The following is a 24,466-nucleotide window of genomic DNA, read 5'->3' on the forward strand; positions in this document are numbered from 1 at the left end:
CTCAATGGCCATCTTTATTTACCTGTTGATCGACGGGCACGGTCAGATCACGCTGAATGACCAGCTGATAATCCTGATCACAAATACGCACGGCGCGTTCTCGGTCGTCTACCCGATCGCTGATCGAAACCGCCTCGCTTTCAGCACGCGGTTCCGGATCAACTTGCCTGGACTCAGCACCCATAACCCATGCGGTAACAAAAACGATGGCAATGACAAAGGCTTCCATTACTGTGTACCTCCCGTCGCATTGGGGGCTGAAATATCCGCGCAACGCTCGAATGCAATGAGGCGGTGAACGGGATCCTGGATAAGGTGAAAAGCAGGACCGATCATAAGTCCCATCACGGTTTGGAGTGGCATGGGCTCAAAGCGACGATGCACCGCTGGCAGCGGCAGCTCCAGCATGGCTTTCGCCTCCTCCGACAGCACAATATCGGCCGCCAGGCGATAGCCGGAATCTCGCAACATCCAGTGGAAGGCCTCCCCCACACTTTCGATGTCGCCTGGAATGGTGATCGCTCTCGTCACCGATAACAGATCCCGCTGCCCGGCGGTCGGCTGAGCGACCATCACGGAATAGCGACCCGTTTGGGTCAGCGTACTTATGGTTGTGACGGGCCGCTCTGCCGCCACTACCGAATGGCTCCCGACGGCAGCACCAGAACAGCACACCAGTATCGTTAGGAGACGAGGGATTCCGCGATGTTTAAACGAAGACATGTTTTGGCCTCGATCGTGATGAATGGCATCATGATCGCCAATTGAGCTTCTGGCGTGAATGGTTAATCCACTCGGTGAGTGTCGTGCTTATCTATGAGACGCCTCGGCCAAAACTCATCGACCTAAATAAACAGCGCTGATCTGCTCGCGGGCGTGGCCCAATTCGCGACTGATGGTGAGTCGTGCCTGATGGTCCTGCTGTCGTTGCTCGATGCTCAAACTGTTTGCGACCGGTCCACCCGCCGCAGGACAGGCCCAACCCGTCAACGCCTGATAGCGTGACTGGGCATACGCATGGCGAAGGCCATGCAGTTTCGATAACCCTGCCTGAGTGGTATGACGTTCGTAGGTCCGCAACTGTTGGATGTAGGTTTTCTGCGGCGGAATCAGGGAGCCAGATCCCACCAGTCGGTGGGCACGATTCAAGACGGTACGCTGTTCCTGAGTGAGCACCGGCACGATCCGCATCTTGCCCCCTTTCGTCCAGGTAGCTTTCAGGCGAACGTGATCACCCTGGTCGGCATAAGCTGGGATAAATTTGATTGCTTCCTCCCTGCGCAATCCGAAGGCGCGCTGTAACTCCAGAGTCATTCGCACATGCTCATCTTTAACGCTGCTCAACGCATCGTTACCGACAACCACCGCCTTGGAGTGTTGACTGACGAACTGCCGATCGGGAATGCCGTAGAACTCATTCGATCGGGCAATAACATTGCGCCTATCCACCTTGGCGGCCCACCAGCGCAGGCAATTCATACGGTTTTTGATGGTACCGGCCGCCATGCCCTCGCTGAGCCATCGTTTCACCAGGGCGTCCACGTGCTTCGGCTTCAGGGATCGGGTGGTCATGCGCCGATACCCCATCTCCTGCAGCTGATTGGCAATCTGGTTAAGTATGCGCGCTCGATTGGCTTGCGTACTGTAACTGCCATCGCGATTGCGTTTGCACAACTGTTTCAATTGGTAGTTCAGGTCTCTCATCGTGTACTTTCCAGTCTGGTAAGTGTTTCTGACCAACCACAGGCTCGTAGCCTGATTGGGTCCGCCGAAGCGGAAGGGTCAAGGGACACTACTCCCCGTTCGACCTGATAAGCCTGGTCGCAGGCAACCTGGCTGCTCTTCTGCTGAAGATGGTGCCGGGTAAACCAATGGACTCTAAGAGTCAGTTGCGATGGTGAGTACTTCACCTCCTTTTAAATGAGCGGAACCATCGGTCCGCGAGATGAAAGAAACCGTCGATGAGACGGCGCGTTGAAAAGTCGACTGCTTGCGAGCCGCGTTTGAGGTGGCGTTAGCCAGATTGAAGTGAGGACGAACGTCCTGTTATTGAGGAAACATTGAAGATGAGCTGCAGCTGATGCTGTGCGCCAGGATAGCTCGGCTGGCGCCGTTGCCGTTTTTGCCATTTTTGATGGCGAGGGCGACAATCCTCATCCACGTTACCGCCGTGGCCGCGTATGGAACTGTTTACGTTTCTTGGCCGCTAGTATAGTTAGAGCGAACTCGCTGGGAACGCATCAATCCGAGCGCAATCCGTTGTCGTTCCGTGCTCCGCCGCCCTCGTCACTACCCCGCTTCGCTAAGCAGTGACGAGGGCTTCGTTCGCATCAACCACCACGCCAGGTCTGCGACCTGTCATGGCAATTGAACAGACAAATCTGTTCGACCCACGGTTACACTGGAACCACCATGGGGCTGTACGCTGGCGGCCGACAATTTTTATCGTACGGGATATATTCTTACTCAAGCAAGCCAATACCCTGATATTTATCCCGTACGGTAAATATTTGTTGATTTAGCTGCGTCTGCATGCTAATTTTTACCGTACGCTCATTTTTTGGATAGATTATGGCTCACGATCAGGTGCAATACGGTGCAATCCGATCCGCTGAGGATCTCGGCAAGCTGGTGCGTGCTCACCGGAAACAGAGAAAACTGACGCTAGAAACGATCTCGGGACTGGGTAACCTGAGCACCCGCTTTTTATCCGAATTCGAGCGTGGCAAGGAAACTGCGGAGCTGGGCAAAGTGCTAAAAGCGCTGCGCACCCTGGGACTGGAGGTGGTCATCCAGCCGCGCAGGGTTGCCGTGCCCAAGCCGTCGTCCTCACATGAGGGAGAAGGCCATGCTTGATCCGGATGGTCTCAACGTCTGGAATGATCAGCGACTCGTTGGCTATTTGTGGCGCAACACCCAAGGCCTGATTGGCTTCCGCTACGAAAAGGAATGGCTTACCCAAGGCGGATTTGCCATCTCCCATAGGTTGCCATTGCGACAGGAAGACTTTGTGCCGGAAGAGGGACTCGCCCACCGCTTCTTCGCCAACCTCCTCCCGGAAGGTGGTGCTCGTGATCAGGTTATCCGCGATCTAAAGATCGCCAATACCGATTTTGATCTGCTCAGAGCCATCGGCGGTGAATGCGCCGGGGCCTTGTCGATTCTCCAGGCAGAACAGAAACCTTCCACACAATACGCGTATTACGAACTCTCGGAACAAGAACTCGCCAAGCTGGTGACACGCCGTGGTCAGGTTTACACATGGACTGAAAACGAACGTCCCCGTCTGTCTCTGGCCGGAGCGCAAGACAAGTGTCCTGTGTTGATCAAGAATGGTGCCTGTTGGTTGCCTAAAAAAGAATCGCCTTCCAGCCATATCCTCAAATTCGAATTATCCGATTACCGCCACCTGCCCGCTTACGAAACCTTCACGACACTTCTAGCAGGCGCTATTGGTTTGCCTGTAGTTGATATCCAACTGCGCTCGATAGCAGACACGCACTATGCATTGATTGAGCGCTATGATCGGCACCTTCTGGGTAGCGGTCAGATGGCGAGACTGCATCAGGAAGATTTCTGTCAGGCACTGGGTTTCGGCCACGAACGCAAGTATCAGGAGGATGGCGGCCCTTCCTTCGCAGACTGCTATCGGCTCGTCCAGGATGTCTCTAGTGATCCCGCCAACGATCTGCAGTATTTACTGCGATGGCAGATTTTCAATGTCCTGGCAGGTAATTCAGATGGTCATGCCAAAAACCTTTCGCTGCTATACCGGGCCAATGGCGAAATACAGCTAGCCCCTTTTTATGATCTCGTTTGCACTCGGGCCATTGAACGTATTGACTATCATCTGGCATTTTCCGTTGGCAATGAAAGAAATCCAGGTATCGTTTCCACAAAGCACTGGGATGACCTGGCGCAACAATGCGGTTTGCGTGCTCGGTTTCTACAAGGCCAGGTGCAGGATGTTGCTGTCAGTCTGTTGGAGCACCTGCAGCCGACGAGAGAAAAGTTTGAAACGTTGTACGGGAAATATCCCGCGCTGCAACGGATCGAAAAGGTCGTGAATAAACAGTGTCGGCGCACGATCAGCGAATAAGTGCGACTGGCAAGGTTCTCAACGAACAACGAACTATGCATCGGCATTTTAATGAAATGGGGATGCCACTTTATCCCAAGTGGCCAGGGCAAGGAGCCGATGCAATCGGCGACGTTAATCTTCGTTCGGCAGCATGATCGTGACGACCGGTTCACCGGCATCACCGGGGCCAACCATCAGTTTCAAACTCACCTCGCCGGCTTCTGTCGAATGCCCGTCTTTCGGCACGCGGTACAACGAGAACAGCAACCGATCACCAGGAGCAGTAGCCGTTCGAATGGCGTAGAACGCCATAAACAGCACGTCCCACAAACGGCCAGACTCGTCCTGGTGCACTTGAAAGCGGTTATCCCGCTCTGTCCAGGCAACGCAATCACACCAAGCGGTGTGGGTAAGTGCGACTGGCCATTTGAAGCCAGCCTCACGTGCCATAGCGGTGACATCGATCAGCACACCATCTTCGATAGCCTGTGCACGACTGTAACTTGCGACAACAGGACCGAAGACATCTTCCAACGACTTGTGCTCTGAATTTTTCATAAGGTTTCTCCCTGGAGAAATGAATTAAGAAATTCAGGGAGCACCTCCTTCCCATTGGGGAAGAAGACTCCCCAATGGGTTAAGTAAATGGCGTTACAGCAATCCGCGTTCGGCGAAGGAAACTGATTCCCCCACCGTGACCACAAAGTGATCCAGTACACGAATATCAACGAGTGCCAACGCCTCTTTTAAGCGCCGGGTAATCGCTTCGTCCGCGTGACTGGGCTCGGCGACACCACTCGGGTGATTGTGAAAAAACATCACCGCTGCCGCGTTAAGCGTCAACGCCTGTTGCACCACCACGCGGGGGTACACCGAGGCACCATCAATGGTTCCCTGGAACAACTCTGCGGCTTCGATTACCCGATGCCGATTATCCAGGTACACACAACCAAAGACTTCCGCTTTGCGTTCAGCCAACAACATCCGCAAGTAATCACGGGTGTGGTTGGGGCTCGGTAACTCAAGGCCCGGCTGGTGCAGGTCCTGCAATATCGCAAAGGCCAGCTCCAGCAGGGATTGCTTTTCAGGATCGTTCAACGACGCCATGCGAATGGCCGCAAAGCGGTTTTTAGGAATCACCCGGGAAGGTGAGGATTTGGAAGCCATGAGCGGTCTCCTTGAAGAGTCGAGGAGACCTGCCCAGCAAGGGAGAATCTCCCTCGCTGGGTTGAAAGATTGATCGCATCACAAGATGCGATCAGATTTGGTCGTCAGGCTACGGCGTTGTGGGTCTCAGCCGTCGGCGCCGGAAAGGGCTGACCTTCGACTTTGATCCACTGGAACCGCAGTAACCGGGACTTCAGGCTGATGCCCGTCGTACCGGCTCGATCACCGTTTTTGAAGATGAAGGTTTCGGCTTGCAGATCACTGAGGTGGAAACCCACCAAGACTTTAAAGTCAGCTTCCACCGCAGGCATTAGCTGACGCACCAGATCCTTCGCCTCTTCACCCACCACCACGCACTCGAAATGCGTGTGCTGAACGTTATCGGCTGGCCCTCGTAGCGCTGCGATGGTGACACTGAGAAAGGGGAACCCATTCTCGGGTGTCACTTCGCGAACCCGGTTGAGGTAACCGATGCCGTGGATATCAAGATCGAAATACTTCGGTTTTTCAGGGGTAGTTTGTCTACTGGTCATAACAGTTTCTCCTTGAACATAATGGAAAGCCGGAGAACACGATTCCCTGGCGGGAAGGTGTTTCCCGGCAGGGTGAGTAAAATCAGGACAAGCCCTGATACTGGATTGACGGTAAAACCGCGATGTCACTTGCACAATCCGCTGACATCTTCTTTGCCACTGAGACCGCAGTGGCCACGTACAAAGTCGTTACCCCTCCCTCACCGGGGCGTCGCAGACAAACTGCAGGTACTTGAGCATGCCCCTTGCGTTAGCAAAAGCGGCATGGTCGGCCATAATTTGATTGGGAAACCAGTTGGCAATATCAGCGGCTAACGCAGCACTGCCACCGCCGACGAACAGCACACGATCCAACTCCACACCGAGTCCAAGCTTGCGGCGGGTTTCGGTATAGAGTCGTTCCACCAACTCGCGTTTTGCTTCCGCCACCATGGCCGAGACATCATGATCCTTGCCATGCAAACGCAACCGATGTGTATCGACGGCCCGACTGATACTCTGCTCGCCAAGCTCGTTGATATCGAACTGTTCCTGTATACGGTTCGCCACGCGAATCTTGACGTTCAGCATGCCGCGATTCAGAGAGCCGGAGGAACCGTGCACAATGCCCTGGTCCTGAACCACTACATAATCCGTGGTGCGGCCACCGATATCGACAATAGCGATGGGCGCGTTGACGCGATCCGCGTCCAACGTCACACCATCATCATCGGTCATAACAATCACATAGTCGTACCAGGCAGCCAGCGCCTCCGGAATAACCTCATGAAAAGCGATGCTCACCTTTAGGAGCCCCTGTTGCGCTGACCTTTGCGATGCTTTTCTGGCAACAACAGGCTCAACCGCCAATTTCAAACCCTCCCTTTTGGCCTGGATCGCTTGTCGTCGTTGCTGACCATCGTTGCGGTAAAAGGCGGACACCGGCAACCCCGTCACCACATGGACGGATCGGCCCGACAAACCCGCCTGTTGCAGTGCATGCTGGACGATCACCCGATTCAGTGCCGAACCCGGGTATTCATCGAATTGGGTGGGCTCACCATCGACCGCACCGACGGAATACACACTGCCACCGGTTTCATACTCAAAAATTTTCTGTTCCTCATCCCGTATCCAGGTGACACCGGCCGACCCCATGCGTGCCCGCGAAGGCACCGCCAGGAGGCGACCATCCGGTAACGCCACTTTGGTATAGGCATAGCCGTCATCGAGGCCCACCTGTCCCACCGCCATGGGATTAGTAGCCACGGGTGGTTTGTCTTCGTCAGAAAATTTCTCATCGGTCAGTTCTGTCATGGTGCGATTCCTGATATCAGGGTTAGATGTCTTTACTCACCGATCACTCGTCTCAGGTGCGTAAAGGGTTTTCTGGTGTCTTTTTGAGGAGCAAGCCCAGCGCGTTCGCTGTTGTGTGAGCTGCCAGGTGAGCGCACTGTGTGATCGACCATCGTCTCGGTTGTTCGCGGCTGGACGGAACCCGCTCCGGGACTTCCGTTTATCCCGGTGGATGTACACGGCTGGCTCATAGAAATTGCGTGTGCCGGCAGCGCTTGCTCAGATCTGATGGCCTGACACTCGCTTCGAAATCCCACCAGCAACAGCTGCCGCAACCACTCGTTTTGTCTGCTGTTAGGCAGGCGGCGTAAACGCTGAAGCACCATCGCTTCCAGTGGAATTCGCGTATCGAGCGAGATGACAAGCTGCTGAAGCGTGCTGGTGGCCACGGCGTTCAGCCCTCGTCAGAATCTGCGATGGCGTTGTTATTCAGCTGTTGAAATGCCAGGGGACGCAGAGACGGCAACCGCTCACCATTGAGGATGTCCTGGGGAATCTCGCCCATCCGCTCTCTCGCTTTGATGGCTGCCGGTGTTCCCTGCCGGATATCGGAGCGACGAACGTCCAGGCAGTGATACCCCTGGGGCAACGCAAACACCCGGCGCACCCATCGCCCACTAGCCGACACCTGCTCAATGAGGTCAGTGGGCATGTCGAGACCTAAGTGATGCAACGTCATGTCTGCGCACATCAACCGGTCGTACTCGCCCAGCAACTGTGCTGCGCGAAAGGCATAGGGGTTAGCGAACTGTAACGATACGCGCTGTGGTCGACTCGATTGTGCGACAGTGAATTCGAGAGCACTGTGGGATTCAGTGATAAGGGCGTCCATCCTTTGCTGCAATCCCTGCAGTTGTGCTCGGATATCGGCAACGCCCTCTTCCACTTTGAGCAACCACCAGTCGGCATAAGGGTCGTCGAAGCGGACGGCCTGCCATAGCGACTTCAGCCGATCTGCAAAACCGATCAATCCCATAATGGCAGGCTTGCCATCGGCTGCACGGCGGCCGCGGATCAGGCTCTGAGCCTGATAGGTCTGAATCGTCAACCAGACTTCACCTTGCAGGGCGCCTGGCACTGACTCGTTTTGATTTTCGGCTGTACTCTCGTGTGACTGCTGTGCATCTGAATTCATTTGCGTCATTCCCTTCAAGGTCAACTCTGACGTTCTATGAATCCACGAATGGGAAAATGACACCACGGAATATCCATCCGACTGATGCAGTGTTTTGTGTTGTTGCGATCAGATGGTTCCAGTGGAAACAGTGCAGGGAAGTAACGACGGAGGGGTGTCACATCGTGTGTGATAACGGGCGGTCGCGCTATTTATCCATATTCAATGATGCTCGTAACTTGGCCAGCTGCTCACGCCCATAGGCTTGGTTTCGTGCTCGCTCTTCAGCCGCTTTGCTTTTCTGTTCTTCGTTTTCTGGCGGCGGGACGTGAAGTACCCGATCTTGTCTTGCCTCGGCCACCTTGATCCCGAGGTTGGGCACAAATTCGCCTTGTTGTGCCGCCTTGCAGAGCGAATGCAAGAACCGCAGCTCGTCATAAACCGGCTTCATGCCTTTTTGCTCAGACTCCAGACGACCCTGAAGTTCGTCGAGCACCAACTGCCGATCATCAAGATCGATCATGGCAAGATACCTGTCCGCCAGGTGTTTCTGGTTCTCCGACAAGCGCGGCGGATAGATCAGCGCTCGCTCTGTCACCGACGGGACTGATGGATTGGATTCAGAAAATGTTTTCTCTTCATGGTTTGTATTTTGTGTAGTGGTTGTTGTAGTTGTTTTTTTATAATGACTACTACAACGACTACTGTAGTGTTCCTTAGCCTCCGCCATTGAATTTTGGTCCTGGACGGATTGTGCTGATGCGCTGGCCTCGGATGAATTTTTCAGTTTCCCAATGGTCGCGGCGTGAAAGGTAAAATAACGACCGCTTTTGCTGTGGTTTCCGCTGGAATCCGACAATTGTTGGGCGGCCTGCAGTCGACGCTCAATAGTTGACGCCTTCCGTCCTAACGACTCGCCTTCCTGAATATCCTTATCCAGACTCTCCAACACAGCTTGCGCCACGCGCCGGACGCGGGCGTGATGATGTTCCTGGGATTGGGTGACGAATGCCATATAAGCCTCATCCAGGTACAGGGCATCGACCAGAGGCAGGGGTTCATCGTGAAGACTGTAGACATTGCCGGTGAAACGGCCGCTTTTTTGACGCACTCTGGCGCACAGCGTGAGCCAACGCGTCAAGCGCAGAATGGCAATAGCACGAGAGACAGTGGAGGTTGAGGAAACGTTGGTTTTAGCCGCAATGGTATCGTAATCGGGGAACGCCGTTCGTCCTCCGGTCTCCCTGGCATGGAGCATGATAACCATCCATACCAGTTTATCGACGGGTTCCAACACCGGGTCCTGGATGACCATGGCTGGCACGGCCTGATGCCAATTCCCCATGAACAACATGGCATCCGGTAACGATGGCTCACTCTGGGCACGAACCTTGGCAACAGTTGCCTTGATTAAAGCGTCGAGAGCAACAGTTTCTGGTCGTAGCGCATCCGCTTCATGGGCCATTCTCGACAACCCGCCCGGACGTCGCGGCACTGCTTCCCTCGCCGTAGGTTTCCCAACGCTGCACCAGCGCCCAAATCGATCGCAATCCAATGCCTGTCTGTTGCTGTAGGTCGAGATAGTCCTCTGCAGTTAATGTGGATTTGTCATCCACCTTTACCTTATCCTGCCAGGCGTACCAAAGCGCGTGGGTATCGGTTTCATTCAGTTCGGGAGGCCTGCCCACGGCCGGCGCCAGCGTCAACAATCGGCGCCATCGAGTGTACTCCCGAGAACTCACACCAAACAGCTGCTGCATCATCTCTAACGGTGCGTCCGCGACCAGCAATGTTCGCTGCAGATCCTCAGATTCCCGCTGATGGCGCAGGTGATCGAGCATCGGCCAAAAAACATCACGATTGAGACCAATCTGCAGACAGTGCACACGCAGCGCATCGGCCCGATAGAGATCGGCCAGATTCATCTCTTTCAGGGCGTCGAGTTCTTTGGGGCCAAAGTTCATGGCACGCAATGCCTGCTGATCCCCCTCTGCCAGACATCGCATGGCGTACAACAGCACGGCGGTGGTGAGGTCGGCTTCCTTATTGGACGACATCGCTTTCACCTCCTTGTTGCGTCCAAAGCTCGACCCCAGTATCGAAGGCTAACCGTTTTATGCTCCGGTAGGACTCCATCATTTGCAGCAAACGCTGCCAGTCTGGCGGGTTCAATTGTTGCCAGAGCTGGCTGTTGAGATGGCCGGGATCAGGCGTCCAGACACTGCCAAAGAGCAGACCGGCATCATGGGATGCCAAGGCCTGGTATAGAAGCGAGTCTTTATCCAGGTAGGCCAGGACAATGTCCGTGGGAGCGACGGTCAACTCTGAGCTCGCAGCCAACTGCCACCAGAGTGCGGACACTAAATCCAGCATGTCCTGGTCAAGGGATTCCCGCAGTTCCAGTGAAGGCACATCAATCAGCAGAAAGCCCAAGCCCTGATCCGGCAGACGAATGACTGTATCGTGCAATCCGTGGGATGCCGCCAGGGTTACGGCGCAGTCCCACAACTGGCTCCGCAAAACTTCAAGATTTCTTTGTTGACCACCTTTTTGGGAATTCGGCGCAGAGGTCAACTCAGCCGGCATGTTCGGTTGGTCTTTGCTTTTGTCATGACCACTCGCCGGTGAATCGATGTCAGCGGGCTGCTTTTCCAATGTCGTCGTATTCGATGACGGCCCACTATCAGAATGCTCCGGGTGTTCCGAGTCCCTGTCCGCCCCCGGCTCTGTATCCTCTTCGGCATGAGCGGGAAGGCTGAATGCGCGGCCCGATAGTTGTGCCTCCATCTCCAGATGAATCACTTGGCGATTCAGTTCGGACTCCACGGCGATCTCATTTTCCAATGCATCGCGCAGTGGCTGAATGTCCCATTCGGCGCCGTCATGACGGCGACACAACTCAGCAAAGATCGCATCGAAAACGGTGTTATCCCCCAATTGGCGACGATCCCAGATCGCTCGGGCAGCGCGTTCAAGGGCTCGGATCTTTTCCACCTGTGGCCGACCCAATCCGGCAGCCAAGGCTTTTGGCATCAATGGCCACAAGGTCTCAACGGCATATCCCATTTTGGAAATCATGCTGTGGCTGAGCCCGAAACCTCGCTCTCTGAACAACTCTTCCAGTTGGCGCTGAGACAGGCTCTCAACCCCCATCTCGCTTTCGAGGAGATGCTTTGCTTCGAATACGGCCAACGCTTTATCAATGAAAGGCAAACCGCCGCGGAGCTCGTTTTCGCGGAGGTGGGCAAAAAGTACGTTGGACTCCTGCGACCAGGGCTTGACGACGCAATCAATCCAGCGAAATCGCTCATCGCCGGTTTCGTCCAAAAGCTCCTTTAGTATCCTCAGCCGTGTATTGCCGCCACTGTGGAGCACATAATCAGCAGCCCCCGGCTCCTGTGATAGCACCAATGGTTGATCCAGGCCTTCAGCCTGGATCGACGCCTTTATTCGATCGTATTCAGGGTTCTGCTGCCGACGGGGATTGCGGGAGTAATGGTGGATACGAGTGACGTCTACACGGGTGATCTCGTGGGCGGATGGCGATCTCTCAGGCGTCATCGTTGCCACCTGCTTCTTGTGCACCCGATTCAGGCACGACGCCGTAGAAAATCTCTGGATGTCGAACCATGCTCGCCCGAGGCACAGGCTCCAGTCGACCATCCGAAAGGTCCGCCACAGTACGGGTGTAATGCTCGATTTGCGTCGCCATCAATGGACTGGCATATCGATGCTGGCCGGCAATCTGATACAAGTAGGAGACTGAGTCGCCACACGCCGCAGCGACGTCGGCCCGCTCCCGCTTGGTTGCCATTTTGAGGAAATCCTTTAGCTCCATGCGCAGAAACATTAGCACCGTGCGAATCATCGAACAACGCGCAATCGCCACTTTTTGTTTATCACTCTGCTAAAAATCATGCTAAAGTGTTTCGCATGACGCTAAAACTTAACCAGATCCGGCTCCACAATCTTGAGGTTCTGATTGCCGAAGCGGGGTCAGCTGCCAAGTTGGCGCGTGCGGCTGGGACCAATAGCTCCTACCTCAGTCAGGTGCGCAACCAGCTGCCGACCAAAAAAGGAACGCCCCGCTCTATTGGAGATGAGCTGGCGGAGAAACTGGAAAAGGCCATGAATAAAGACCAAGGATGGATGGATACCCCCCATGCGGACGGGGCAAGACAAGAGGAACACAACGCCCACGACGGCCCGGATTTGCGCAGTCTCCACCCGCTGATATCCTGGGTCCAAGCGGGAAACTGGTATGAGATTTCTGAAAGTTTCGTGCCGGCCTACGGTTCAGAACTTTTACCCTGCCCGGTTTGTTGTAGTCCTGAATCCTTTGTACTTAGGGTTCGCGGTAGCAGTATGGAACCCAAGTTTCATGAGGGCGACCTGATTTTTGTTGACCCCAATGTTTCACCTGACCACGGAAAGTACGTGGTTGTTCGACTCGATGAATCCAATGAAGCCACGTTCAAGCAGTTAATTATTGAAGAGGGCAAGCAGTACCTGAAGGCACTCAACCCTGACTGGCCGAATCGCATTATCGAAGTGGATGAAGAAGCGACAATCTGTGGAGTCATTGTCTTCAAGGGGGAGGTGGTCTAAGTATTCCCAGCCTGCCCAAAGGCAGGAACAACAATAATTAATTCAAGTGACCGCATGCAGCGCAAATATGGTGAATGACGCTGTCACGGCAACACTCCTAAGTCCATCACCCCACCCTGATGCAGTAATTGTTTATCACATTGCTAAACATTCTCTTTTGCCAAAATGATTTGCACGGTGCTAACGTTTAGTTTTTGGCAAGCCTAAGACTCTGACACGTGCGGTCCGGAGCGAGAGTGAGAAGCAATGGATGACGGACACCCTACTCGACCAAGAAAGACTTTAATCAATCGAAAAACATTACTGGCTATGATTCCGCTTTCAGATCGCGCCATCTTCAATATGGAGAAACGAGGCGACTTTCCGCGCAGAATCGTGCTGACAAGCCGCAATGTCGCCTGGGACTTGGCCGAGGTGGAAAAGTGGATCGAATCCCGCAAAGAGTCTGAAGATCAACCTATCCGGCCAGGAATCAATATTAACGCTTCACGCTAGTCCACTCGTCAATCATGTCAGCCCAGTCTTGCAACATCGCCGCCCGTTGCTCCCGGTATTCGGCTTTATTGTAAATTGCCCTTACTCCTTTCTGCTCATGGGCAAGACACTTTTCAATCCAATCAGTGTTGTAGCCTGCTTCATGCAATAAGGTGCTGGCTGTGCGACGCAGATCGTGCGGACCAAATTTACCAAGCTGCTCACCATCCTTTTGTGCAGACTGATACGTCAGGGCAAGAACGCGATTCAAAGTCGCTGCACTCATAGGCAAGTCCGAATCATACCGCGAGGGAAGCACGAATTCGGAGCCACCGGCAAAGGTCTTCAGTGCGATAAAGATGTCCAGTGCCTGGCGAGACAGAAACACCAAATGTGGATTTCGTCGCTTCATACGCTGTTTCGGGATCGTCCAGAGTGCCTCGCTAAAATTGATCTCTTCCCAGGTGGCGTTGGACAACTCGGATTTTCTGACCATGGTCAATAACAGCAGCTTGATTGCGGCTCTATATTGCGGCGAGGTCCCGATTCGATCCATGTACCGATACATCAGACCAATTTCGGCAGGACTCAGGGCGCGGTCACGGGGTTCGAATCTGGCGATACTGTTGGGGCGAACCATTTCAGCGGGGTTTTCAACTTTCTGTCCGCGTTCGATCGCCCACCGATAAACCTGTAATACCACTTCTCGGGCGTGGACGGCTGTTGCTGGCGCTCCTCTTTCCACGATGGCATCGGTCACTGCCCGGAGATCCTCATGCGTGATCTCAGATAATTTCTGATTGCCGAAGCGCTTTTTCAACTCGCGGTTGTAGACCGATTTACGCATGTCGCGTGTCGAGTCAGCCATCTGATAGCCGCGCAACCATTTTTCAGCCCATGCCCCGAATGTTTCGGCATCCTTCACGCGCGATTTGTCGCGCGCTTTCTCTCTGGCCGGGGATTTGCCGGCTGCAATCATTTTCTTTGCTTCGCTCAGCAGTTCCCGCGCTTCCGCCAGTGTGATACCGCCACTGCCATACCGACCGATGGTCAACGTCTCCTGGCGGCCGCTGATGGAGTAGTTATGTCTAAAAGAGATTGTCCCTGCCGGCGTGACTGCTACGTAAAGGCCGTCTCGGTCGTTGACCTTGTAGAGCTTGTCTTGAGGTTTCAGGTTGCGAAGCTTGGTATCGGTCAGCATGGCTAATCCTCCTTTTCTCGTCCTTAATACCATGATCAAACATGCCGTATTTTTCGCCTATATTTACTTTAATATCAGCATGTTAGTGATTTTCGATACCATGACTACTCCAAAATTCATGGCATGGTATTTCTTTGAGGTCGCGGTATCAGCTCGAACAATACCATCAAAAATACCATGAAAAAAGTTTGCTTGAGGGTGCTGGGGAGTGCCTGACATTGCCAGGAAAAATAAAGAAAAACCCATTGATATCAATGGGTTAATAGAGGTTTACTGCTTGTGAATGCCAGCCAGTGCCAGACGTGGAATCATTCCCACTCAATCGTAGCCGGCGGCTTGGAGGAGATATCGTAGGTTACCCGACTGATACCTGGAATCTCGTTGATGATGCGGCTGGAGACAAGCTCGAGGAACTCGTAGGGCAAATGCGCCCAGCGAGCGGTCATGAAGTCGATGGTTTCCACGGCACGTAACGCCACTACGTACTCGTAGCGGCGGGCATCGCCCACCACACCCACGGACTTCACCGGCAGGAACACGGCAAAGGCCTGGCTGGTCTTGTGATAAAGACCGGCCGCACGCAGCTCTTCAATGAAGATATGGTCTGCCAGACGCAGGGTGTCGGCGTATTCCTTCTTCACTTCACCGAGGATACGCACACCAAGGCCCGGGCCCGGGAAGGGATGACGGTAAACCATGTCATAGGGCAGCCCCAATTCCAGGCCAATCTTGCGCACTTCGTCCTTGAACAATTCACGCAGCGGCTCGACCAGCTTGAGCTTCATGTCTTCGGGCAGGCCTCCCACATTGTGGTGGCTCTTGATCACGTGCGCCTTGCCGGTCTTGCTGGCGGCGGACTCGATCACGTCCGGGTAGATGGTGCCCTGGGCCAGCCAGTTGGCATTCTTCAACTTGCCCGCTTCGTCATCGAAAATCTCGATAAAGGTATTACCAATGATCTTGCGCTTTTTCTCGGGATCGGCTTCGCCGGCCAGCTTGCCCAGGAAATTATCCTCGGCATCCACACGGATCACTTTCACGCCCATGTTGTCAGCAAACATTTCCATCACCTGGTCACCTTCCTGGTGACGCAGCAGGCCGTTGTCTACAAACACACAGGTCAGCTGGGGGCCGATGGCCTTGTGCAGCAGCGCCGCGACCACCGAAGAATCCACACCACCAGACAGCCCCAGAATGACTTCATCGCTACCTACCTGCTCACGAATGGTCTCGATGGCGTCATTGATGATGTTGCTTGGCGTCCACAGGGCTTCACAGGCACAAAGCTCACGCACGAAGCGCTCAAGCAGACGACCACCTTGCAGCGTGTGGGTCACTTCCGGGTGGAACTGGATACCATAGAAACGCTTTTCTTCGTTGGCCATGGCCGCAATCGGGCAGCTGCCGGTGGTGGCAATGACCTTGAAACCCTCGGGGGTCGCACCAACGCGATCACCGTGGCTCATCCACACATCCAGGAATTCCTTGCCGTGCTCTTCGTGATCAACGATGCCATCCAGCAGGCTGTTCTTTTCCGCCTTCTCGACACGGGCATAACCGAACTCGTGTTTCTCGCCGGCAACCACCTTGCCGCCAAGCTGCTCGGCCATGGTCTGCATGCCGTAACAGATGCCCAGCACCGGCACCCCAGCCTCAAATACCGCCTGTGGTGCACGCGGTGTTTCGGCGGCAGTCACTGACTCTGGACCACCAGAAAGGATGATCCCCTTGGGTGCAAACTCGCTGATTTCTTCAGCGGTCATGTCGAAGGCACGAATCTCACAGTAAACACCAATTTCACGCACACGACGGGCGATCAGCTGAGTGTACTGGGAACCGAAGTCCAGAATGAGGATGCGCTGGGCATGGATATCTTGCATGGGGCGTTATCCCGCGGTGGTTGCCGACGATTAAGCGCCGGGCCTTGTTGGTTACGGGTCGGACGTCGGATGTCTGACGTCGAACACTTTAAAAACAAAACGGCCGGAGATGCCTCCGACCGATTCTGGCGTCAGACGTCCGACCTCAGACGCCCAACCCCTTCATGTCACGACAGCCTCGAATCACCCCACCGGGTAATTCGGGGCTTCCTTCGTGATTGTTACGTCGTGCACGTGGGATTCCTTCATGCCGGCGTTGGTGACTTTCACGAACTCCGGCTTGGTACGCATCTCTTCCACGGTGCCACAACCGGTGTAACCCATGGAGGCACGCAGCCCCCCCATCAGCTGGTGGACGATGGCACTCATCGGGCCCTTGTAGGGGACGCGACCTTCGATGCCTTCCGGCACCAGCTTCTCGATGCCGGCAGAAGCATCCTGGAAGTAACGATCAGAGGAACCGGTCTTGCCAGACATGGCACCCAGTGAACCCATGCCACGGTAAGCCTTGTAGTAACCGCCCTGATACAGCTCCACTTCACCCGGAGCTTCTTCAGTACCGGCCAGCAGGGAACCAATCATGATGGCACTGGCACCTGCAGCTACAGCCTTGGCGATATCACCGGAGAAACGGATGCCACCATCCGCGATCAGCGGAACACCCGTACCTGCCAGTGCAGCAGCCACATCGGAGATAGCCGTAATCTGCGGTACGCCAATACCCGCAACGATACGGGTAGTACAGATAGAGCCCGGACCGATACCGACCTTCACGGCATCAGCGCCAGCAGCAACCAGATCCTTTGCCGCAGCAGCGGTGGCGATGTTGCCACCAATGACCTGCACTTCAGGAAAATGCTTTTTCACCCAGGCAACACGATCAATCACACCCTGGGAGTGACCGTGAGCGGTGTCCACCACAATCACATCGACACCGGCTTCCACCAGGGCCGCAACACGTTCGTCGGTGCCCGCACCGGTACCTACCGCAGCACCTACCCGCAGACGCCCCTGGGAGTCCTTGCAGGCATTGGGGTATTTACGGGCCTTCTCGATATCCTTCACGGTAATCATGCCGCGCAGCTCGCCGGCATCGTTGACCACCAGCACCTTTTCGATGCGGTTCTTGTGCAGCAGCAGCTGTACTTCGTCGGCACCGGCGCCCTCTTTCACGGTCACCAGCCGGTCCTTGCCGGTCATGATGTCCTTGACGCTCTGGTCGTAGTTGGTGACGAAACGGGTATCGCGGCTAGTGACGATACCGACCACTTTGTCACCTTCCACGACTGGAACACCTGAGATGTTGTTGGCTTCAGTCAGATTGAGTAACTCGGCAACGGTGGCATCCGGGCCAATGGTGATGGGATCCTTCACCACACCGGATTCGTATTTCTTTACCATGCGCACATTACGCGCCTGCTCTTCCACATCCATGCTCTTGTGGAGAATGCCGATACCGCCTTCCTGCGCCATGGTAATGGCCAGACGGTGCTCGGTGACCGTATCCATGGCTGCGGAGACCAAAGGGATGTTCAGAGAAATGTCCCGAGTCAGCTTGCTCTTCAGGGACACATCCTTGGGCAGCACATTGGAATGGGCGGGCACAAGCAGAACGTCGTCGAACGTCAATGCCTCTTGCACGATTCTGAGCATATTGCACCGTAGGAAGTGAGAGGGCTCCTGAACCGAACCGCTGATTGGGGTTCTGTCAGGCGCACCCGAGGTTAAGGAGGGGACCCGGGTGCCGCCGGTTAAGGCGACAATCGCTGCCACCCCCGGAAATTAAGCGGGCGATTATACGTCATTTCGGGCCTTGTACACAATCCGGACGGTGGCAGACCACAGCGAAAATCGCTACCCTCCCGCAATGAGCTTTTCATCCCGCACCGATCCTCTCTCTATCAGCCAGCTGAACCTGGAAGCCCAGGGCCTGCTGGAAGGCTCCTTTGCCGTCATCTGGCTGCAGGGCGAGCTGTCCAATTTTTCCCGGCCAGCTTCCGGGCATTGGTATTTCAGCCTCAAGGACAACCGCGCCCAGATTAGCGGAGCCATGTTTCGAAACCGTAACAGGCTGGTGGATTTTCAACCCCAGAATGGCCAGCAGGTACTGGTGCGCGCCAAGGTCACCCTGTATGTGCCCCGTGGCAACTTCCAGATTGTGGTGGAACACATGGAGCCTGCCGGGCAAGGTGCCCTGAAGGCCCAGTTTGATGCCCTCAAGGCCCAGTTACAGGCTGAAGGCCTGTTTGCCCAGGAGAACAAACAGTCGCTGCCTGCCTGGCCAAACCAGATTGGCGTGATTACTTCACCGAGCGGTGCAGCGATCAGGGATATCCTGCAGGTGCTGAAACGCCGCTGCCCGTCCATTCCGGTGGTCATCTACCCTGCCGCTGTTCAAGGTGCGGAAGCGCCTGCCCAATTGCATCAAGCCCTGCAGCTGGCCATCGCGCGCAATGAATGTGACGTGCTGATTATCGGGCGCGGCGGCGGCTCCCTGGAGGACCTCTGGGCCTTCAATGACGAAACCCTGACCCGAGCAGTAGCGGATTGCCCCATTCCGATCGTCTCAGCCGTTGGCCACGAAGTGGATACCGGACTCACTGATTTTGCCGCCGACCTGCGCGCGCCCACCCCTTCCGCCGCAGCCGAACTGGTAAGCCCGGATCTATCGGCTGTCAGCCAGCGTTTTGGCACCCTGCAGCGACGCCTCAAGTGGGTCATGGCCCAGCAGCTACGCGGCCCACAGGAACGGCTGCGCCATCTCAGCCAGCGACTGCGCTCACCTCGCCATCATCTGGAGCAGAGCAGCCAGCGACTGGACGAGCTTCAGGCAAGATTGCACCGTCAGATACGCCATCAGCTTCGCCTGACCGAAAGCCGCCTGCTTCCGGCACAGCAACGCCTTGCCCGGGTCTCACCGCAACGCTTGCTGGAGCACCGCCAGCAACGGCTGGAAAACCTCAACGCACGCCTGCAACCGCCCGTGCTGCGCAAGCTTGAGCAGCAACAATTGCGGCTGGCCAACCTGAGTAAACGATTGGATACCGCCAGTCCGCTGCAAACCCTGGCACGGGGCTACAGCATCAGCTTCAAAGGTAGCAAGGCGGTACGGTCGGTGAATCAGCTCAAGCCCGGTGATACCGTCACCACCCGACTGAAAGACGGGGAATTCAGCGCCCGGATTGAGCACGTTCAGGGGTCAGATACGGGGTCAGTACTCGACTGAGCTGCTGGCGCCGGAAGGGCTTGGCCAAGTGGGCATTCATGCCGGCACTGAGGCAGCGCTCACGCTCTTCTTCCATGGCGTTGGCGGTCAGGGCAATGACTGGCATGGGCACCCTGCCCTGCTCCCTTTCCCATTGACGCAACAGCCGGGTGGCTTCCATGCCATCCATGACCGGCATCTGCACATCCATCAGGATACAGTCGAAATCCCGTTGCTCGACCTTGGCCAGCGCTTCCTTGCCGTTCATCGCGGTCACCACCGTCACACCCATCTGCTCCAGAATGCGCCGGGCCACCATCAGATTCACCTCATTATCCTCCACCAGCAGAACCAGCCCGTTGAGGGTACGCGGGGCATCATCATGGCCAATGAGAACAATCTCCCGCTCATCGCCCACTTCGTGCCGGAAGAACAGACGTAGCGAAACGGTGAAGGTGCTTCCTCCCCCTTGAGAACTGGATAGCGTCAACGCCCCTCCCAGCATCTCACTGAGGCGGCGAGCAATGGCCAAACCCAACCCTGTTCCGCCAAAGCGCCGCGAGGTGGAGGAATCCACTTGGGAAAAGGCCTGAAACAGCCGCGACTGCTTGTCCTCAGGGATACCAATACCGGTATCCTTGACCGACAACTTCACATCCAGCCAGTCCTCACGCACCAGATGCGCCGTCGCCGAGACGGTAATACCGCCTTCATTGGTGAACTTGATGGCGTTGGAGATCAGGTTGTTCAGTACCTGCCGGAGTCGAGTGGGATCGGTTCTAACCAGCTTGTCGCTGATCAACGCATCCTTCTCCAGCCGCAGATACAGACCTTTCTTTTCGGCAAGATAGCGGAAGGTAGACAGGCAATTATTCAGTAGGGGATCCAGCTCAAAGAACACCGGATCCAGGTCCATTCGCCCGGCTTCGATACGGGAGAAGTCGAGAATATCGTTGATCACATCCAGCAGATGACCCGTGGATTCCAGCGCCACCTGGGTGTACTCATGCTGTTCCTCACTCTGCCGCGTCTGCTCCAGCAACTGCAGCATCCCCAACACGCCATTCATCGGCGTTCTCAACTCATGACTCATCATGGCGAGAAAATCACTCTTCGCCTGGCTAGCGGTCTGAGCCTGCTTGTGGGCGGCCTGCAGCTCTTCGATGGCGCTTTGCTGATCAACCCGCGCCTCCTCAAGACTCCCCGCCAGCTGATTGATATCGCTTTGCAGCTCGCCGAGTTCACCCTGCAGTTTACTGGTACCGCGTACATGATAATCACCACCACGCAAGGTTCTCAGCAGCCCTGACAAGTAATTCAACGGGGAGGCAATTTGTCTTGCCAGGTAATGTGCGATCCACAAACCCAGGATCATGGCAGACAACGCCGGAATCAGGCTGGCCAGCAAAATCTCTTTTTGCCGGGCGAGCAGCCGGGCACTGGACATGCCCAACACCACCTCGCCAATCCGCACCGGGGAATCGTTCTGTCCCGCCGTCACCCGCATGGTGTCCGAGTCCAGTAAAGGCTGGCGATAAATACCGGAATGGAACTCGATGATGCTGGTACCCGGAACCCGATCCTGACGCCCTTCATACAGCAGCACCTTGCCATCGTTATCCCGGAACACCACGTATTGAAGATCAGCCTGCTGCATGGCCAGCTGGGCCTGCCGCCGCAGATCACTGTAGTTACCTGCCAGCACCCCGTATTCCGATGACGACGCCAACTGGGACGCCATGAAACTCCCCAGCGCCTGCAAATCCCGATCGGCATCCTCGAATCGTTGCCAGGTCAACGCCACCAGCAACAACCCCAGCATGAACAGCGCGGGTACCACCCCCAGAATCTGGAGCTGCTTGCGAATCCCCGCCCCACGCTTCATGGCAGTACCTCCAGCGCAGATCGCAGGGCTTCCGAATCATGAAAACGCATGTCGAAACTGTTGGCGACATGCTCATTAACAATCACTGAAGGAGTATGGACAAAACCAGATCGACGGAACCGCCGACGCTCGATAAAAGAAGAAATCTGGATCAAGGTCTCAGACACCAGATCACCGCCGCTGGCAAACAGACTGGCGGCGCTACCCGCATGGACATAACTCTGCTCAGGACCAAACACCGGACGGCGCAGACGATAGCTGGTCAACAACACTAATTTGGCGCTGTCAGGCCCGAACAGCGTCTCGTCTACCGGCAGAACCAGCGCATCCAGCGCGTCCAGTTCTTCCCGTAACACACGGCCCAGCTCCTCATGACTGTCAACCTTGAACAGCTTGAGCCCCAAACGGCCGCGATAATCCTTTACGCCACCCTCCGACCAGGCGCTGTTGTTGCCGATAATCACCCCGACATTCACGGCTACCGGCATCATCAGCTGCAGCATGGCCAGCTGATCATTCAACGCCACCCCGGCCCAGATGGCAGCGCAGTGACAGCCTTTGCGACGCAATTTCTGCTCGAGGCTGCGGCTGACAAACACCCCCAATACCGGCTTGTCATGACGAACCGAGTCCGCAAAGGCGTCATCACCCAACGCAATAATCAGATCCGCACGTTCAGCGGAAGGGGCAATCCGCATATCAGACGAACCGGCCTGGAGCGCATTCACAAAGCCGCTCTTGAACGGGCCTTCCATCGCCTGAACATGGACCTGCAGCGGCTCTCCGGCAAACAGGGGCCCTGCCATCAGCAACAGCCAGGTGAGTATCAGCCAACATCCTTGTTGAACCCTCATCTCAGAACCTCACCGACATCCCTAGCCACATCCTGTCTTCGGCATATCGGTTCTCTTCAAACACCAGCGGGGCCTTGTTCAGGGCGTGCTGCACCACCGCCTTCCATTCCAGCTCGCTCCCGGCAAGCCGGTGCCGGAATCGCAACTGCGCATCCACCCGCTCGAAGGTATTCTCATTATAGTCATTGAACAGATAATACGCGGAACTGACCCCCCAGTGGTCATTCAGCTGCCATGCCCACAGCAAACTACCGCTATTCGCTGCAGCCAGGCGTCTCTCGGTCTTGATGTTGGTGCGTGTATGGATGTGCGCACCGGTAGCTCTCAGCAGGTGGTTCACCGTAGGCCGCCAGGTCAGTTGAGCCTCCGTGCCCTGATGGGATACCTCTCCCTCGTTGGCGGGCTCAAACTCGATAAAATTGATCGGACCGCTGATCAGGTTGGAGAGCGTTTCCTGAAAATAACGCACATCCAGATCCAGCATGCGGAACTGACCAAAGTAGCCCACTTCCCAGGAGCGAATTTCTTCCGGCTCCTGGGTTCCCGGGCTGCTCTGGGTGGCAAAGAAATAAGCTGGCGACCAACCCAGCAACCCCTGCGGGTTGCTGGCAAAAGGTTGCGACAGCTCCATGGCCTCAATATTGGTTAATGCCCGCTCTTCATAGATATCCGGCGTACGGATCGCCTCGGAATAGACGTAACGCAAACTGTGCCCCGGCAAAAACCGCCAGTTCACACCACCACGAGGACTGAAATGGGTGTCATTGATCTCGTCATGCTCCCAGTACCCGCCCAGGTTCAGCAAAACATTGCGGACAATTTCTGCGGACAGATTGCCAAACGCGCGATAACTGAGATTCTCTTGCGTACCCGACAGAAAGGTCTGTGACTTGGCGCGATCCTGACGCACATTCAGACCACTGACCAGGCGCAACCGATCGGTAATCTGAAGCGTATCCTGCAACTCCAGATCGTAGCGTTCCTCCTGAACATCAAACTCGTTGGTGGCACAGAAATCGGCACCCGCACCTTGCAAGGTGGCATAACGCCCTTGCACGCTCGGATCGGCCAACGCCGATCCCAGAGTGGCAGCAATATCCCCACTGCTGTTCTGCAGGTAAAAATCGCGCAATTCCTGGGAGAAGAAGATCCCGCCACCCGGGCCGGTCTGACCGGTCGCAGGATCAAAGTAACAGACGCGAAAATCGGTCACTTCGTTGTTGTACTGGCCATAGCCAGTCAGTTTGAGCTGGTGGTTCTGACTGAAGACATGCTGCCATTCCATTTGCAGGAAAGCTCGCTCGCCACTCTGGATCGGATCCCTGCGATATTCACCCAGCGACTGAATATCACCGTCCTGAATACGCTCCAGCCGACTCATGCTGCCACCAAGCTGCACCCCGAAAGTGTTCTTCTCACTTGCCGTCCAAAGCCATTCACTATTCAGGGTTTCGATGCGCTTGGCATCCGGTAGCGTGCTGCCCTCATAAGGCTCGTCGTAGCCATCATCGGAACGCCGCGCCACTGACGCTCGCCAGGCCATGTCCTCGGATTGGCCTGCCGCTGCGGCACGCCCATCCCGAATCGCATTATTGCCTGCCGCCAGATAAACACTGTTTCGGCTGATATCACGGGGGTCGCGGGTAATGATATTGATGACTGCAGTGAAGGCGTTGGCACCGTAGGCGGCGGCGGCAGGTCCACGGGTGACCTCGATGCGCTCCACATCCTGGATGTCCACCGGCATGTCATTCCAGTTCACCCGGGCAAGGCCGGGCTGGTACTGGCTACGGCCATCCAGCAGAACCAGCATACGGCGCACATCACGGGCCTGGGTGCCGTGATAGGCCACGGTAGGCACGTTGCCATCCACTTTCACAGCAGACATGCCCGGCACCAGCTTGAGGACCTCGTAGAGTTCCCGGGCACCGCTGGCTTCGATCAGGTTACGGTCAATAACGGTGACACTGGCAGGGGCTTCAGACTGGGGTTGGCTGACCCGCGCCGGCGTCAGCACCATGGCCGGAGCCTCATCAAACGGCATCATGGGCTCCATGGCCCATGCCCCCGGTGACAAGACCATTACCCCGATAGCTCCCCAGCTCCCCCGACGTTTGATAGTCACCCCT

At 55.7% G+C, this 24,466-nt stretch carries 22 protein-coding genes; 5 read left to right on the plus strand and 17 right to left on the minus strand.

All coding sequences use genetic code 11. The annotated features are described in order from the left end of the window. Position 1: 1 nt before the first annotated feature. The 3 genes from Y5S_RS03160 to Y5S_RS03170 form a co-directional block, all read right to left on the minus strand. A complete protein-coding gene (locus Y5S_RS03160; protein WP_035230329.1) occupies positions 2 to 229 on the minus strand; it encodes a hypothetical protein in 228 nt (75 codons plus the stop codon). Next, on the minus strand, positions 229 to 723 hold the full coding sequence (pilL2, locus tag Y5S_RS03165) for a PFGI-1 class ICE element type IV pilus protein PilL2 (protein ID WP_269319426.1): 495 nt from the start codon (positions 721 to 723) through the stop codon (positions 229 to 231). Before pilL2 ends, Y5S_RS03160 begins: the two co-directional genes overlap by 1 nt. Before the next feature lie 114 nt (positions 724 to 837). Further along, on the minus strand, positions 838 to 1,704 hold the full coding sequence (locus Y5S_RS03170) for a phage integrase N-terminal domain-containing protein (protein ID WP_035230332.1): 867 nt from the start codon (positions 1,702 to 1,704) through the stop codon (positions 838 to 840). 867 nt (positions 1,705 to 2,571) lie between these two features. Between Y5S_RS03170 and Y5S_RS03175 the strand changes: the two genes are divergently transcribed. Beyond that, positions 2,572 to 2,856: a helix-turn-helix domain-containing protein gene (locus tag Y5S_RS03175; protein ID WP_035230333.1), complete on the plus strand. Its 285-nt coding sequence runs from the start codon at positions 2,572 to 2,574 to the stop codon at positions 2,854 to 2,856. Then, entirely contained in the window at positions 2,849 to 4,099 is a 1,251-nt protein-coding gene (locus tag Y5S_RS03180) for a type II toxin-antitoxin system HipA family toxin (RefSeq protein ID WP_052041367.1), read from the plus strand. The genes Y5S_RS03175 and Y5S_RS03180 overlap by 8 nt, the downstream gene beginning before the upstream one ends. 114 nt (positions 4,100 to 4,213) lie before the next feature. On the opposite strand, the gene Y5S_RS03185 is transcribed toward Y5S_RS03180, so the two are convergent. The 8 genes from Y5S_RS03185 to Y5S_RS03220 all read right to left on the minus strand — a co-directional run bounded on the left by Y5S_RS03185 (position 4,214) and on the right by Y5S_RS03220 (position 11,893). Next, positions 4,214 to 4,639: a DUF6573 family protein gene (locus Y5S_RS03185; protein ID WP_035230335.1), complete on the minus strand. Its 426-nt coding sequence runs from the start codon at positions 4,637 to 4,639 to the stop codon at positions 4,214 to 4,216. A 93-nt stretch (positions 4,640 to 4,732) separates the two neighbouring features. Next, on the minus strand, positions 4,733 to 5,248 hold the full coding sequence (locus tag Y5S_RS03190; protein WP_035230337.1) for a JAB domain-containing protein: 516 nt from the start codon (positions 5,246 to 5,248) through the stop codon (positions 4,733 to 4,735). 104 nt (positions 5,249 to 5,352) lie between these two features. Beyond that, positions 5,353 to 5,781 carry a DUF3577 domain-containing protein gene (locus tag Y5S_RS03195; protein ID WP_035230339.1) on the minus strand — a complete coding sequence of 143 codons (429 nt, stop codon included), beginning with the start codon at positions 5,779 to 5,781 and terminating at the stop codon, positions 5,353 to 5,355. A 189-nt stretch (positions 5,782 to 5,970) separates the two neighbouring features. Beyond that, positions 5,971 to 7,077: a ParM/StbA family protein gene (gene parM / locus Y5S_RS03200; RefSeq protein ID WP_035230340.1), complete on the minus strand. Its 1,107-nt coding sequence runs from the start codon at positions 7,075 to 7,077 to the stop codon at positions 5,971 to 5,973. 433 nt (positions 7,078 to 7,510) lie between these two features. Continuing rightward, positions 7,511 to 8,251 carry a PFL_4669 family integrating conjugative element protein gene (locus tag Y5S_RS03205; RefSeq protein WP_035230341.1) on the minus strand — a complete coding sequence of 247 codons (741 nt, stop codon included), beginning with the start codon at positions 8,249 to 8,251 and terminating at the stop codon, positions 7,511 to 7,513. A gap of 187 nt (positions 8,252 to 8,438) precedes the next feature. Then, the gene (locus tag Y5S_RS03210) at positions 8,439 to 9,695 is read right to left on the minus strand and encodes an STY4528 family pathogenicity island replication protein (protein WP_035230343.1); all 1,257 of its coding nucleotides are present in this window, start codon (positions 9,693 to 9,695) and stop codon (positions 8,439 to 8,441) included. Continuing rightward, entirely contained in the window at positions 9,685 to 10,287 is a 603-nt protein-coding gene (locus Y5S_RS03215) for a DUF2857 domain-containing protein (RefSeq protein ID WP_035230346.1), read from the minus strand. Before Y5S_RS03215 ends, Y5S_RS03210 begins: the two co-directional genes overlap by 11 nt. Further along, positions 10,274 to 11,893 (minus strand): ParB family protein, encoded by a 1,620-nt coding sequence (locus Y5S_RS03220; RefSeq protein WP_197055087.1) that lies wholly within the window; start codon positions 11,891 to 11,893, stop codon positions 10,274 to 10,276. The genes Y5S_RS03215 and Y5S_RS03220 overlap by 14 nt, the downstream gene beginning before the upstream one ends. Positions 11,894 to 12,163: 270 nt before the next feature. Here Y5S_RS03220 and Y5S_RS03230 point away from each other — a divergent pair, with 270 nt between their 5' ends. Both Y5S_RS03230 and Y5S_RS03235 read left to right on the plus strand, forming a co-directional pair. Continuing rightward, on the plus strand, positions 12,164 to 12,838 hold the full coding sequence (locus Y5S_RS03230; RefSeq protein ID WP_014704084.1) for a LexA family protein: 675 nt from the start codon (positions 12,164 to 12,166) through the stop codon (positions 12,836 to 12,838). 246 nt (positions 12,839 to 13,084) lie between these two features. Beyond that, positions 13,085 to 13,333 carry a helix-turn-helix transcriptional regulator gene (locus Y5S_RS03235; protein ID WP_035230350.1) on the plus strand — a complete coding sequence of 83 codons (249 nt, stop codon included), beginning with the start codon at positions 13,085 to 13,087 and terminating at the stop codon, positions 13,331 to 13,333. Here the strand turns inward: Y5S_RS03235 and Y5S_RS03240 are convergent. The 3 genes from Y5S_RS03240 to guaB form a co-directional block, all read right to left on the minus strand. Next, positions 13,317 to 14,513 carry a tyrosine-type recombinase/integrase gene (locus Y5S_RS03240; protein WP_035230352.1) on the minus strand — a complete coding sequence of 399 codons (1,197 nt, stop codon included), beginning with the start codon at positions 14,511 to 14,513 and terminating at the stop codon, positions 13,317 to 13,319. The genes Y5S_RS03235 and Y5S_RS03240 overlap by 17 nt on opposite strands. Before the next feature lie 308 nt (positions 14,514 to 14,821). Continuing rightward, positions 14,822 to 16,393 (minus strand): glutamine-hydrolyzing GMP synthase, encoded by a 1,572-nt coding sequence (gene guaA / locus Y5S_RS03245; protein WP_035230353.1) that lies wholly within the window; start codon positions 16,391 to 16,393, stop codon positions 14,822 to 14,824. Between the two features lie 183 nt (positions 16,394 to 16,576). After that, positions 16,577 to 18,046, minus strand: a complete 1,470-nt coding sequence (gene guaB / locus Y5S_RS03250; RefSeq protein WP_035230355.1) for an IMP dehydrogenase — start codon at positions 18,044 to 18,046, stop codon at positions 16,577 to 16,579. Positions 18,047 to 18,260: 214 nt separating this feature from the next. Here guaB and xseA point away from each other — a divergent pair, with 214 nt between their 5' ends. Continuing rightward, entirely contained in the window at positions 18,261 to 19,619 is a 1,359-nt protein-coding gene (gene xseA, locus Y5S_RS03255) for an exodeoxyribonuclease VII large subunit (protein WP_035230357.1), read from the plus strand. Here the strand turns inward: xseA and Y5S_RS03260 are convergent. Genes Y5S_RS03260 through Y5S_RS03270 form a run of 3 tightly spaced genes read right to left on the minus strand, consistent with a single transcriptional unit; the run spans position 19,564 to position 24,462 of the window. Further along, a complete protein-coding gene (locus Y5S_RS03260) occupies positions 19,564 to 21,483 on the minus strand; it encodes an ATP-binding protein (RefSeq protein WP_035230359.1) in 1,920 nt (639 codons plus the stop codon). The two genes, xseA and Y5S_RS03260, sit on opposite strands and share 56 nt — an antisense overlap. Continuing rightward, a complete protein-coding gene (locus Y5S_RS03265; RefSeq protein ID WP_156107570.1) occupies positions 21,480 to 22,289 on the minus strand; it encodes a type 1 periplasmic-binding domain-containing protein in 810 nt (269 codons plus the stop codon). Before Y5S_RS03265 ends, Y5S_RS03260 begins: the two co-directional genes overlap by 4 nt. 49 nt (positions 22,290 to 22,338) lie before the next feature. After that, complete coding sequence (locus Y5S_RS03270) at positions 22,339 to 24,462, minus strand: TonB-dependent receptor plug domain-containing protein (RefSeq protein WP_231552614.1); 2,124 nt, start codon at positions 24,460 to 24,462, stop codon at positions 22,339 to 22,341. Between the last annotated feature and the right edge of the window lie 4 nt (positions 24,463 to 24,466).

The sequence above is a fragment of the Alcanivorax nanhaiticus genome (genome assembly GCF_000756665.1).
Taxonomy (GTDB): Bacteria; Pseudomonadota; Gammaproteobacteria; order Pseudomonadales; family Alcanivoracaceae; genus Alcanivorax; species Alcanivorax nanhaiticus.

Bases quoted from the DNA above. Each gene is read 5' to 3' on its own strand.
- Y5S_RS03230 (WP_014704084.1), top strand. From the start codon at position 12,164: ATGACGCTAAAACTTAACCAGATCCGGCTCCACAATCTTGAGGTTCTG.
- Y5S_RS03170 (WP_035230332.1), bottom strand. From the start codon at position 1,704: ATGAGAGACCTGAACTACCAATTGAAACAGTTGTGCAAACGCAATCGC.
- xseA (WP_035230357.1), top strand. From the start codon at position 18,261: ATGAGCTTTTCATCCCGCACCGATCCTCTCTCTATCAGCCAGCTGAAC.
- guaA (WP_035230353.1), bottom strand. From the start codon at position 16,393: ATGCAAGATATCCATGCCCAGCGCATCCTCATTCTGGACTTCGGTTCC.
- Y5S_RS03210 (WP_035230343.1), bottom strand. From the start codon at position 9,695: ATGGCCCATGAAGCGGATGCGCTACGACCAGAAACTGTTGCTCTCGAC.
- Y5S_RS03260 (WP_035230359.1), bottom strand. From the start codon at position 21,483: ATGAAGCGTGGGGCGGGGATTCGCAAGCAGCTCCAGATTCTGGGGGTG.
- Y5S_RS03205 (WP_035230341.1), bottom strand. From the start codon at position 8,251: ATGAATTCAGATGCACAGCAGTCACACGAGAGTACAGCCGAAAATCAA.
- Y5S_RS03175 (WP_035230333.1), top strand. From the start codon at position 2,572: ATGGCTCACGATCAGGTGCAATACGGTGCAATCCGATCCGCTGAGGAT.
- Y5S_RS03185 (WP_035230335.1), bottom strand. From the start codon at position 4,639: ATGAAAAATTCAGAGCACAAGTCGTTGGAAGATGTCTTCGGTCCTGTT.
- Y5S_RS03190 (WP_035230337.1), bottom strand. From the start codon at position 5,248: ATGGCTTCCAAATCCTCACCTTCCCGGGTGATTCCTAAAAACCGCTTT.
- guaB (WP_035230355.1), bottom strand. From the start codon at position 18,046: ATGCTCAGAATCGTGCAAGAGGCATTGACGTTCGACGACGTTCTGCTT.
- Y5S_RS03240 (WP_035230352.1), bottom strand. From the start codon at position 14,513: ATGCTGACCGATACCAAGCTTCGCAACCTGAAACCTCAAGACAAGCTC.
- pilL2 (WP_269319426.1), bottom strand. From the start codon at position 723: ATGTCTTCGTTTAAACATCGCGGAATCCCTCGTCTCCTAACGATACTG.
- parM (WP_035230340.1), bottom strand. From the start codon at position 7,077: ATGACAGAACTGACCGATGAGAAATTTTCTGACGAAGACAAACCACCC.
- Y5S_RS03160 (WP_035230329.1), bottom strand. From the start codon at position 229: ATGGAAGCCTTTGTCATTGCCATCGTTTTTGTTACCGCATGGGTTATG.
- Y5S_RS03195 (WP_035230339.1), bottom strand. From the start codon at position 5,781: ATGACCAGTAGACAAACTACCCCTGAAAAACCGAAGTATTTCGATCTT.
- Y5S_RS03180 (WP_052041367.1), top strand. From the start codon at position 2,849: ATGCTTGATCCGGATGGTCTCAACGTCTGGAATGATCAGCGACTCGTT.
- Y5S_RS03215 (WP_035230346.1), bottom strand. From the start codon at position 10,287: ATGTCGTCCAATAAGGAAGCCGACCTCACCACCGCCGTGCTGTTGTAC.
- Y5S_RS03220 (WP_197055087.1), bottom strand. From the start codon at position 11,893: ATGGTCGACTGGAGCCTGTGCCTCGGGCGAGCATGGTTCGACATCCAG.
- Y5S_RS03265 (WP_156107570.1), bottom strand. From the start codon at position 22,289: ATGGCAGGGCCCCTGTTTGCCGGAGAGCCGCTGCAGGTCCATGTTCAG.
- Y5S_RS03235 (WP_035230350.1), top strand. From the start codon at position 13,085: ATGGATGACGGACACCCTACTCGACCAAGAAAGACTTTAATCAATCGA.